The 12,361-nt window shown below is 30.4% G+C and carries 10 protein-coding genes; 5 read left to right on the top strand and 5 right to left on the bottom strand.

Annotated elements, in window-relative coordinates; translation table 11 throughout:
* Window positions 1–14: 14 nt before the first annotated feature.
* The 4 genes from FRY74_RS03315 to FRY74_RS03330 all read right to left on the bottom strand — a co-directional run bounded on the left by FRY74_RS03315 (window position 15) and on the right by FRY74_RS03330 (window position 4,950).
* Entirely contained in the window at window positions 15–2,969 is a 2,955-nt protein-coding gene (locus tag FRY74_RS03315) for a ligand-binding sensor domain-containing protein (protein ID WP_170227929.1), read from the bottom strand.
* Between the two features lie 41 nt (window positions 2,970–3,010).
* Window positions 3,011–3,769, bottom strand: coding sequence for a LytR/AlgR family response regulator transcription factor (locus FRY74_RS03320; RefSeq protein WP_147098575.1), 759 nt, complete (start codon window positions 3,767–3,769; stop codon window positions 3,011–3,013).
* A 117-nt stretch (window positions 3,770–3,886) separates the two neighbouring features.
* Window positions 3,887–4,666, bottom strand: coding sequence for a LytR/AlgR family response regulator transcription factor (locus tag FRY74_RS03325; protein ID WP_147098577.1), 780 nt, complete (start codon window positions 4,664–4,666; stop codon window positions 3,887–3,889).
* Window positions 4,666–4,950, bottom strand: a complete 285-nt coding sequence (locus tag FRY74_RS03330; RefSeq protein ID WP_147098579.1) for an EMC3/TMCO1 family protein — start codon at window positions 4,948–4,950, stop codon at window positions 4,666–4,668. Before FRY74_RS03330 ends, FRY74_RS03325 begins: the two co-directional genes overlap by 1 nt.
* Before the next feature lie 48 nt (window positions 4,951–4,998).
* Here FRY74_RS03330 and FRY74_RS03335 point away from each other — a divergent pair, with 48 nt between their 5' ends.
* Window positions 4,999–5,415: a Rieske (2Fe-2S) protein gene (locus FRY74_RS03335; protein WP_147098580.1), complete on the top strand. Its 417-nt coding sequence runs from the start codon at window positions 4,999–5,001 to the stop codon at window positions 5,413–5,415.
* A gap of 48 nt (window positions 5,416–5,463) precedes the next feature.
* Here the strand turns inward: FRY74_RS03335 and ahcY are convergent, their stop codons facing one another.
* Window positions 5,464–6,777 (bottom strand): adenosylhomocysteinase, encoded by a 1,314-nt coding sequence (gene ahcY / locus FRY74_RS03340; protein WP_147098582.1) that lies wholly within the window; start codon window positions 6,775–6,777, stop codon window positions 5,464–5,466.
* 65 nt (window positions 6,778–6,842) lie between these two features.
* Here ahcY and FRY74_RS03345 point away from each other — a divergent pair, with 65 nt between their 5' ends.
* From FRY74_RS03345 to FRY74_RS03360, 4 genes are all read left to right on the top strand, one after another.
* The gene (locus FRY74_RS03345; protein ID WP_147098584.1) at window positions 6,843–7,454 is read left to right on the top strand and encodes a 4'-phosphopantetheinyl transferase family protein; all 612 of its coding nucleotides are present in this window, start codon (window positions 6,843–6,845) and stop codon (window positions 7,452–7,454) included.
* A 19-nt stretch (window positions 7,455–7,473) separates the two neighbouring features.
* Window positions 7,474–8,220: a geranylgeranylglyceryl/heptaprenylglyceryl phosphate synthase gene (locus FRY74_RS03350; protein WP_147098586.1), complete on the top strand. Its 747-nt coding sequence runs from the start codon at window positions 7,474–7,476 to the stop codon at window positions 8,218–8,220.
* Window positions 8,221–8,350: 130 nt separating this feature from the next.
* Window positions 8,351–11,206, top strand: coding sequence for an aminomethyl-transferring glycine dehydrogenase (gene gcvP, locus FRY74_RS03355; RefSeq protein ID WP_147098588.1), 2,856 nt, complete (start codon window positions 8,351–8,353; stop codon window positions 11,204–11,206).
* Between the two features lie 61 nt (window positions 11,207–11,267).
* Entirely contained in the window at window positions 11,268–12,317 is a 1,050-nt protein-coding gene (locus FRY74_RS03360; RefSeq protein WP_147098590.1) for a twitch domain-containing radical SAM protein, read from the top strand.
* The last annotated feature ends 44 nt before the right edge of the window (window positions 12,318–12,361 follow it).

Below are 12,361 nucleotides of genomic sequence, written 5' to 3' on the forward strand. Positions count from 1 at the left end.
CACTTAAATCGAAATTAAATTTCTTGCAAATTAATGATTATTGAAACTTCTGTACCCGCAATAGATCCATCTTTTTCATAAATTTGATAAGGTCCTTGGACATAACATGATTTTTTTGACATCTTACTCAATAAATTAATCCTTCCTTTTGTTAATGCCATCCCCTTAGAGACATGTAATTGCTCCTTATTTTCTTTGGTTTTAAGACTTGTTTCAATCCCAATTCCGTTATCCCTAATTATAATCGTAATTGCACTATCATGCTTTTTAACTTCTACTACAACTTTACCCTGTTTTTCTCTTGGCAAGATTCCATGCCAAATAGAATTTTCGACAAAGGGTTGTAAGAGCATTGAAGGTATTTTAATATTATTATTTAAAACTGAAGATTCACAATTAATTTCATAGTCAAACTTATCTTGAAAACGCATTTGTTCTAACTTTAAATAAAGTTCTATACGTTCTATTTCGTCATCAATTGCTGTTTCATTTTCCATTGAACTATCTAAGTTTTTTCTAACCAATTTGGCAAAACTTGAAAGATATTTATTTGCCGACAATCTATCTTGCCGATTTATATAATATTGAATAGAATTTAATGCATTAAAAATAAAGTGTCTATTTAAACTGGCGTTTAGAGCTTGTTGCTCAAGTTCTTGCATTTTAGCCTGATTTTTAATTAACTCTGTTGAACGTTCTCTTTCTAAAAATTTAATTCTTCTATTCACAATTAATCTAATTATAGCAGCAACAGCAACTATTGTTAGCAAATAAAACCACCAAGTAAACCAAAAAGGAGGTCTTATTTCAAAACTAAAAGCCTTAGGTTCTGTCCAATTTAGCATATCAATAGATGCCGACAAATTAAAAACATAAGATCCTGGAGGAATATTAGAATATGTTACAAAATTTGCTTTTGTAACGGGTTGCCAATTTTCATCAAAGCCATCAAGTTTAAAACGAAATCTTACTTTATCTGGACTACGATGATAAATTCCATCAAAGTCGAATGTAAGGTGATTTTTATTATATCTTAAGACTAAATTATCTGGTAAGTTATCTTGATTTAATGTTTTTCTTGTGACTTTAATCCAATCTTGTTTTTCAAAAAATAATCTTACATCTTTTAAATTTATTTTTGGATATGCAACTATTTTTTCCTCTTGCTTTAGGGGATGCTTCATTAACCCTAAACTTGTACCAAACCACAAGTTATTTTCACTATCAATAAATGAAGCATTTTGATTACATTCTAAACTTTTTAACCCATCTAAATTTGAATAACGAGTAAAAGATGATGAATTATAGTGATTAGAATCATTTAAAGCCAACCGGTATAAGCCATTATTTGTTCCTAACCACAAATTATCATATTTATCTTGATTTAAAAAGTTGATGTTATTTGATGAATAATCACCTTCAATAGGAACTTTTACAACATTTTTGTTCTGAATATAAACCAATCCATTTTTTGTTCCAACCCAAAACTTACCATTCTTATCTTTAAGAATATTCATAACACTATTATCTGGCAACCCATTATCTGTTGTGTATTCATAGATAATTTCAGTTTTCGGATTATAATTAATCAGCCCTTCCGAAGAACAAATCCATATTGAAGAAGATGATTCATTTAATATAAATCGAATATTTTTAGCTACGGCCTTTTCTTCTGAGAAATTATAAATACTATCCTTTTCAATAAACAATATTGAAAGTCCCTCCTTAGAACCTATCCATATATTCTTATTTACATCTTCACTTAATGCATAAACTTTATTTGCATTTAACCCTTTATTTAAATCATAGGTTTTAAATCTTTTACCATCAAAAACTGAAAATCCAGTTGAAGTGCCAAACCAAATTCTATTCTGATAATCAAGTATGCTACACCACACTGTATTATTTCCTAAACCTAGCTCTTCACCATAAAATGCATACAACTCTTTTTCCATTTTACAAATGCCATTTCCATAAGTGGAAAACCACAAGGATCCTTGAGGATTTTCAGCTACAGACATAATTATACTACTATTTAATCCATCTTTTTCTGTATAACTAATAAAAGCCTCATCAGTAAATTTGATCAATCCTCCCCCGTCTGTTCCTAAAAATAAATTCCCCTCTATATCTTCAATTATTGTTTTTACATTTTCATTTACTAAACCATCCTTTTGTGTGAAGTTTTTAATCCCTTTTCTACTAAGTTTTGAAATACCTGCTTTAGAAACTAACCACACTGATCGATCTGATTTTTTGATAAACGACCGAATGTGATTACTTATTAATCCATCATTTGTGGTTAAAAAATAAGAAGTATCTGAAGTAGCATGAATAACACCATTACCAAATGTGCTACACCAAAAATTCCCATTATCTTCAATTAGTACTTGGGTAGCATTAATATTTTGAATAGTGTCTTTTACTTCACCTAAAACATCTAAAATAAATACTCCATTACGAGTGGAAAGCCATTTATTATTAAATGTATCACAAAATATATGTCTTACATAATTGTTGTTCTCATTATCAGAAGAATTTATATCGTAATAGGTTAAAATTCCGTCACTATATTTCACAACACCTCCTCCATCTGTAGCGAACCAAAGATTACCCTCTTTATCTTCTGATATGTTTAAAACAAAAAAATTACTTAAATCATACTTAAAAGAAATACTCTCAAACTTATCTCCTTTTTTTACAGAAACGCCACCTAAAGAACCAAACCAAAGATTATTTTTTGAATCTTTAAATATTGAATTAACTTGATTATTAATTAATCCATTATTATTCGAATAATTTTGAAAATTAACCCCATCAAATTTCGAAACTCCTCCATAAGTTCCTACCCATATATATCCTCTTTCATCCTGGCAAAGGGCACCAATTTGAGATTGCACCAATCCTTGTTCAACGGAATAATTTATAAAATTATACTGTTGAGAAACAACTTGCTGTGATAAAAGCAATAGAATAAATATGAAAAAAAATGTTTTCTTAAACAATGTTTTTAAAAAGTTTTTATTGCATTAATAAATTCTGTGAGTTTTCTTCTTGATACAGGAATAGCTGTCCCATTATCCATTATTGCAACATTACCTTCGTGGCGATTGAACTCTTTTAAATGGTCTCTTGTATTTATAATGTGTGACTTATGAACTCTAAAAAAAACATTTTTATTTAATACCTTTTCGTATCGAGCAATAGTCATGCTGCTCGTACATTTTTTTCCATCATTCAAAAAGATTTTTGTATAGCTTTCGTCTGCTTCTAATCTAACAATATCAGCTGTTTTAATTATTTCATAACCAGTAAGAGTTGGTATTGCTATTGTATCTACTTTAGATTCATTTTGGTATTTATCTAAAATAGAACGAATAGATTCAACATCAATATTTCCAATTTTTTCTGTTGATCCCGAAATTTTAGCTACTGCTTTTTGCAAATCTTCAACATCTATAGGCTTTTCTAAATAATCAATAGCACCTGCTTTAATCGCTTTTAATGCATACTGATTATGAGCTGTAATAAAAATTACTGAAAAATTCTTATCCTCTATCGATTCCAATAAATCAAACCCATCTTCATTTGGCATATTAATATCCAGAAAAAGCAAATCTGGTTTCTGTTCTTCGATTAAAGCTCTTGCTTGTTCTGCTGATTCAGCTTCGCCAATAACGTTAACTTCTGGACAAAAATCTTCTATTAAAATTTTTAAATTGAACCGAGCATTTTGCTCATCATCAATAATGATTGCGGTAATAGCCATAATATAATAAGTTTAGTTAGTCTTAATAAATGTACGGCATCTCCTAAAAGATGTTTTGCAAATCTATTCATTAGTATGAATAATCAATTAAAAGGTAGCTAAAAAAGATTAACCGGTTTAAAGTGATTTAATTTTATTTATAAAATCGGTAACTCTTGCACGAGCAACAGGCAACATTTCTCCGTTTTTCAATTTAGCAAAATACCCATCTTGATGAATATAATCTGTTAACTGATTTAAGTTGATTATGTATTTTTTATGAATTCGATAAAATTTATTTGGATTTAATATCTCATCATAAATTTTTAAAGTTCGTGTATCGAAAAAATTGGTAGTATCATTAAAATGTAAATTCGTGCAATTCCCTTCTCCTTCTAAATACATTATTGAAGAGTCTTCTATAATTTTTATCCCTTTTAAATGGGTAATAGTAATTTTATTTGATTCACTTTGGTAATGAATATTTTCAGAAAAATTCTTTAAAGATTCTATATAAGTTTGAAGATTACTATTATCTTGTTTAAAGATGGTTTTATAGTGCTTTAATTTATCTACTGCATCTTTTAAGTCTTCAATATCTATTGGTTTTAGAATGTAGTGAATCGAGTTTACATTAAAAGCTTTAATTGCATAATCCTTAAATGCAGTAACAAAAACAATTTGAAAATTTCCTGTTTTCACATCTTCCAACAATTCTAAACCTTCCTCTCCACTTGGCATTCTGATATCTAAAAATACAGCATCTGGTTTTTGATCTGCTAAAAGAATCCTTGCTTCTTCTACATTTTGCCCCATACCGACAACCTCAACTTCAGGACAAAACTCATTTAATAACATTAATAAGTTTTCGCGAGCAAAAAATTCGTCATCAATAATAATGGCTCTGATTTTCTCCACTAGTTAAACCATCTTTTTAAGAAAAACTCTTTTTTTGCTTTGTTTTTATGCAAACGCTTATTCTTTTTTGCGGTTTGTTTCATACGCTTTTGAGTGGCTTTTGTTTGTATTTTCGTATGCCTCTTTAATCCTTCTTGATGTCCTTTTTCTTGGGCTTTCTCCTTAGCTTCTTCTTGCTTTTCTAACATCTTTTTTCGGTTTTTAACCATTTTAGTTTCTTGTGAAAAAACTGTAAAAGAGGCTAATAAAGCAAAAACTGTTAATATGTATTTTATTCCTTTCATCCTTTTGAAAAATATTGTAGCCCGAATTTACTAATTTTACATTGAATTATGAACAAACTAATCCTCATATTATTTGTATCTATTTTATCGTTTTTAGGATGTAATAAAGATGATAATTCTACTATTCCTTTAGTCGCTGTTGAACTCTACTTAAACCTTTCCAATCCAGAATTTATTCATTTAAAGGTTGACAATGGTTGGACTTATGTTTCGGGAGGTTCTAGAGGAATTATAGTTTACCGAACTAATGGACAATACAAAGCATTTGATAGGCATTGCACTTTTAATCCATCAAGCAGTTGCGGTCTGGTTTCAGTTGATGTTACCAATGTTACCGGTAAAGATGATTGTTGTGGCTCTATGTTTTTAATGTCGAACGGTCAAGTAACTCAAGGACCAGCTACCCAAACATTAAAAGAGTATAACACATCTTTTGATGGTACTGTTTTGCGTATATATAATTAAAAAGCCCCAACTTACGTTGAGGCTTTTTTAAATCTAAAAAACTTATCTCTAGTATCTGTAGTGTTCTGGCTTATAAGGTCCTTCAACTGCAACTCCAATATATGCTGCTTGCTCTGGACGTAAAGTAGTTAACTCTACTGCGATTTTTTCTAAGTGCAATTTAGCTACTTTTTCATCTAAATGCTTAGGTAACATGTAAACTTCATTTTTGTAAGCTTTAGCATTTGTCCATAATTCAATTTGAGCCAATGTTTGGTTAGCAAATGAATTACTCATTACAAATGATGGGTGCCCTGTAGCACACCCTAGGTTTACTAATCTACCTTCAGCTAAAACAATAATATCTTTTCCTTTAATAGTATACATATCAACTTGAGGTTTGATAGTGTCTTTAGTATTACCATAATTTTTATTTAACCATGCCATGTCAATTTCATTATCAAAGTGACCAATGTTACAAACAATCGTTTTGTCTTTCATTGCTTCGAAATGTTGACCTTGGATAATATCTTTATTTCCAGTTGTAGTAACAATAATATCAGCTTCACCAATTACGTTTTCTAATAACTTAACAGCAAAACCATCCATTGCAGCTTGTAGTGCACAAATTGGGTCAATTTCTGTAACAATAACTCTTGCTCCAGCACCTCTTAACGAAGCAGCAGAACCTTTACCAACATCTCCATAACCACATACTACAGCAACTTTACCAGCCATCATCACATCTGTAGCTCTTCTTATAGCATCAACTAACGATTCTTTACATCCATATTTGTTATCAAATTTAGATTTCGTAACTGAATCATTAACATTAATAGCAGGCATTACTAAAGTACCATTTAAAACTCTTTCATATAATCTATGAACTCCAGTAGTTGTTTCTTCCGATAATCCTCTAATATCTTTAGTTAATTCAGGGTATCTATCAAAAACCATATTAGTTAAATCTCCACCATCATCTAAAATCATATTTAATGGTTTTCCTCCTTCAAAAGCAAATAATGTTTGCTCAATACACCAATCAAATTCTTCTTCATTTAAACCTTTCCAAGCATAAACAGGAACTCCTGTTGCAGCTATTGCAGCCGCAGCTTGATCTTGAGTTGAAAATATGTTACATGAAGACCAAGAAACCTCAGCTCCTAAAGCTGTTAATGTTTCAATTAAAACTGCTGTTTGTATTGTCATGTGTAAACATCCTGCAATTCTAGCTCCTGCTAAAGGCTTAGATGTTCCAAACTCTTCTCTTAAACTCATTAACCCTGGCATTTCTGCTTCAGCTAATCTAATTTCTTTTCTTCCCCATTCAGCAAGGGTAATATCTTTAACTTTGTATGGTAATCTTTCCACTTGTGTACTCATTTAGTTATAGTTTTTATAATTTTAAGGACTGCAAATTTAAGGAATAACATAATAACTTTAGTAAAATGCCACTATTTCATCAAAAAAACATAGCAAACAATATTAAAGTTGGTGTTTGGCATATTACTGAAAATCAAGATGATTTAATTAAACAATCCTCTCTTCTAAACATAGACCTAACTAAACTACCTGTAACAAAAAGTGAATCTAGAATTAAACAATGGATTTCAACTCGCCTTCTATTAAGTCACTTTTTTAAAGATGTAGAAATTATTTATGATGAATTAGGCAAACCTAGCTTAAGTAATCATTGGAATATTTCAATTTCTCATTCAGGAGACTATGTTGCCATAATATTAAATGAAAAAGAAAATTGTGGAATAGATATTGAAAAAATATCAACAAAAGTAGAACGAATTAAACATAAGTTTTTAAATGAAGATGATTTAAAAATAATTACATCTCATGAACACCTAACTCTATATTGGGGAGCGAAAGAAGCTCTTTACAAATACTATGGAAAAAAAGAAGTTTTATTTATCGAAAACCTTTTTATTAATTCATTTTCTAATGAATCAAATTACTTTGAAGGTGTAATTAATATGCCTGATTTTAGTAAAGAAATAAAAATGGTTTGGGATAAAATTGATAATTACTTATTAGTATATACTTTGTAATTATTAATATTGCTTCTGAATGACTAAAGACATTTACCATAATATTGCTTTAAAAATTAAACAAGAGAAAAAACTCTTTTCAGTTTTAATAGACCCTGACAAACAAAACTTTTCAGAACTATTAAAAACCATTCAATTATGCAATAAAGTAAAAATTGATTTTTTCTTGGTTGGAGGAAGTATTATTACCAATGGAAATATTGACAACACTGTTCACGCCATAAAAGAAAACTCTATCATTCCTGTTTTACTTTTTCCTGGAAGTCACAATCACATTAGCACAAAAGCCGATGGTATTTTATTTTTATCACTTATTTCTGGGCGTAATCCAGATTTTTTAATAGGAACTCAACTCTTAGCAACACCAAAACTAAAAACCAGTAAATTAGAAATTATTCCTACAGGTTATTTATTAGTTGATTGTGGAAACCAAACCACTGCAATTAAAGTAAGTGAAACACCCCCTATTCCATTCAAAGAAAATGAACTGGCTGCTAATACTGCTTTAACTGGACAGTATTTAGGACAAAAGTTAATTTATATTGATGGAGGAAGTGGAGCTGAACAGCCCATTTCAAATGAAATGATAACACAAACAAAATCAAGTTTAGATATCCCTTTAATTATTGGAGGTGGAATTAAATCTGCTGAAACTGCAACCAAAGTTTATAATGCAGGAGCTGACATTATTGTAATCGGTAATGGTGCTGAAAAAAATCGAAATTTAATCGAAGATATTTCTGTTGTAAGAAATAATTTTAATTGATATTTCAGATTGAAAGATTAACATTTTAACAATCCTTTTATTTTATTTCTTAACAGGGTTAAAAAACAGCATTTTTATGTTGTTCTTTTATTACTTTTGCTTGCCTTTTTATTTCACAAAACGTACAATTATGTCAATACAAAAATTTTCTGACCGACACATTGGTCCAAGAGACACTGATGTTAACCAAATGTTAACGGAAATAGGTGTAAACTCTATTGATGAACTTATTAATCAAACAATACCTTCAAAAATTCGATTAAAAAACGAACTTAATTTAAGTGAGCCTTTAACGGAATATGAATATTTAAATCATATTAAAGATTTATCTCATAAGAATAAAGTTTATAAATCATACATTGGATTAGGATATTACAATACAATTTTACCTTCTGTAATTAAGCGTAATGTATTTGAAAATCCAGGATGGTACACTGCTTACACTCCATACCAAGCTGAAATTTCTCAAGGAAGATTAGAAGCATTATTAAATTTCCAAACAATAGTATTGGACTTAACAGGTATGGAAATTACAAACGCATCTTTACTGGATGAAGGAACTGCTGCTGGTGAAGCTATGATTATGGCATACAACAGTAGAACAAGGGAAGCTAAGAAGAATAATGCTAATGTATTTTTTGTTTCTGACAAATGCTTCCCTCAAACGATTGATGTATTAAAAACACGTTCAACCCCATTAGATATTGAATTAATTATTGGTGATTACGAATCATTTGAATTTAATGAAAAAGTATTTGGAGCTATTGTACAATATCCTGATGCAAGTGGTCAGGTAGAAGATTATGCTTCATTCGTAGAAAGAGCACATGCAAATGAATGTTTAGTTGTAGTTGCTGCCGATTTAATGAGTTTAGCACTATTAACCCCTCCGGGAGAATGGGGAGCTGATGTTGTTGTTGGAACTACTCAACGTTTTGGTGTACCAATGGGTTATGGTGGACCACATGCTGCATATTTTGCTACAAAAGAGGCTTACAAAAGAAATATTCCAGGAAGAATTATTGGTGTTTCTATAGATGACCAAGGAAACAGAGCCTTAAGAATGGCTTTACAAACAAGAGAACAACATATAAAAAGAGATAAAGCAACCTCTAATATTTGTACAGCCCAAGTGTTATTAGCTGTAATTGCTGGTATGTATGGTGTTTATCATGGTCCTGAGGGAATAAAAAATATTGCTTCTTCAATTAATTCTTTAACTAGCAAATTAGCTGGAGCTATTGATAGTTTAGGATTAAAAAGATTGAACAATAGCTTTTTTGACACATTAACTTATGAAGCTGATGTAACATTAATTTCAAAAATTAAAGAGATTGCTTTAGCAAAAGAAGTTAACTTTTATTATACTTCAAACACTATTTCTGTTAGTATAGGAGAAACTGAAAATGAAAATAGCATTAATGAAATAGCTTCTATTTTTGCTGAAGCAACTGGAAACTCATTCCAAGCTTCTACTATTAATGGTATTCCTTCAAAGTTAACTAGAACAACCTCATACTTAACACACGAAAATTTTGCATTATATCATTCTGAATCAGATATGATGCGATACATTAAGCGTTTAGAGAATAAAGATTTATCATTAACACATTCTATGATTTCATTAGGTTCATGCACAATGAAATTAAATGCAGCTTCAGAGTTAATCCCTTTAGGCTGGAATGAGTGGGCAAACATTCATCCTTTTGCTCCAATTAACCAAGCTCAAGGTTATCAAGAAATGTTAAAAGGTTTAGCTGATGATTTAGCTGAAATTACTGGATTTGATGCGGTAACACTCCAACCTAACTCTGGTGCTCAAGGTGAATATGCAGGTTTAATGGTGATTAGAGCTTATCATGAAAGCAGAGGCGACACACATAGAGATATTGCTCTAATTCCTTCTTCAGCTCATGGAACTAACCCTGCAAGCGCGATTATGGCAGGAATGAAAGTTGTTGTTACTAAATGTGATGAATTAGGAAATATTGATGTCGCTGACTTAAAAGAAAAAGCAGAATTACATGCTGCTAATTTATCTTGTATCATGGTAACTTATCCTTCAACTCATGGAGTTTTTGAGGAAAGTATAATTGAAATAACCGACATTATTCATGAAAATGGAGGTCAAGTTTATATGGATGGAGCGAACATGAACGCACAAGTGGGATTAACAAATCCTGCAAATATTGGTGCTGATGTTTGTCACTTAAATTTACATAAAACTTTCGCTATTCCTCATGGTGGTGGTGGACCAGGTGTTGGACCAATTGGTGTAGCAAAACATTTAACTGAGTTTTTACCTTCTAACCCAATTGTTAAAACTGGAGGAGAAAATGCAATTACATCTATTTCTTCTGCTCCTTGGGGTAGTGCTTACGTATGCTTAATCTCTTATGCCTACATTAAAATGTTAGGTACAGCTGGTTTAAGAAAATCTACTGAATTGGCTATTTTAAATGCTAATTACATCAAATCAAAATTAGAAGGACATTATGGTATTTTATATACAAATGAAAACCAACGTGTTGCTCATGAAATGATTTTAGAATGTAGAGATTTTAAACAAGCTTCAGGAATTGAAGTAACTGATATTGCTAAACGATTAATGGATTATGGGTTCCATGCACCAACTGTATCATTCCCTGTAGCTGGAACACTTATGGTGGAACCAACAGAAAGCGAAAGTAAAGCAGAATTAGATCGTTTTATTGATACTATGATTAGCATTAAAAATGAAGTAAATGAAATTCTTTCAGGATCTGCAGATAAAGATGATAATGTATTAAAAAATGCTCCTCATACTTCAAAAGCAATTATTGCTGGAGAATGGAAACATAGCTATTCTAGAGAAAAAGCTGCATTCCCTTTAGAATGGTTGCAAGATGCAAAATACTGGCCAACTGTTGCTAGAGTTGATAATGCTTATGGGGATAGAAACTTAATTTGTAGCTGTAACCCTATCGAAGATTACATGGAGGCTTAATTTAAACTTTTAATAGACAAAAAATCCCTTTCTAAAGAAGGGATTTTTGTTTTAGTGTATAATGGATTTTACTTCTAATAAACATTTTTGCATTCTCCCTTGGATTCATTTGCATGTATCCCAATCAGGTAAGGTACACCCATGCTGTAATAATAACAGGTATTTAGGAGACGTTAAAACCAATTCTATAAAAGAGATTTGGGATGGGGAACAATTTAATGATTTAAGAGAACAGTTTAAAAACAATACTCCAGACAAGAGATGTTCTCATTGCTATAATATTGAAAAATCAGGCAAGGAGAGTTTACGACAAATTTCAAATAGAAAGTATAAAAAAGATATAGATAGGATTCAAAACAATAATGCCGAACCTATTTATTTAGACATTCGATTTTCAAATATTTGCAATTTTAAATGTAAAACTTGTTGGCACGGAAACAGTTCAGCATGGTTTAATGAAGGCAGTAAAAGGAATGCATCCGATGAAAGAATAATTAAAGCTTTTACCAATAATTTTGATGAATTATTTGAATACATCGACAACGTTGAAGAAATTTATTTTGCAGGTGGAGAGCCTCTTATAATGGAGGAACACTATTTAATTTTAGAAGAACTAGAAAAAAGAAATTTAGTTAATACCAAACTTAGATACAACACTAATTTTTCTATTCTGAATTTTAAAGAAAAAAGTATTCTAGAAATCTGGAAAAAATTTAAACACGTTCATGTGAGTGCTAGCATTGACGGAACTTTTTCGCTAGGAGAAGAAATACGAGAAGGATTTAATTGGAATCAATTTTTAGCGAATAGAAAAAAAATGCTCCAGATTTGCCCTGAAATTTATTTCGAAATTACTCCAACAGTTAGTACGCTAAATATTTTAAATTTACCAGAGCTTCATCAGTATTTAGTTAAAAATAAACTTTTAGACGTGAACAATATTTACCTTAATTTTTTGGAACGACCTTTGATTTACAATTTAAAATCGCTGCCTATTGATACAAAAGAAGAAGCTGTAAACATCATTAAAGCACACATCAACTGGCTAAATAAAAAAAATGCTAACAACTTAATAATCAATGAATTTAAACACACTTTAAACTACTTATAATTTTTATTGTTAAGTTCTTTTTTAAAGTTTACATTTGCATCATT

It is taken from the genome of Vicingus serpentipes, from assembly GCF_007993035.1.
GTDB lineage: Bacteria > Bacteroidota > Bacteroidia > Flavobacteriales_E > Vicingaceae > Vicingus > Vicingus serpentipes.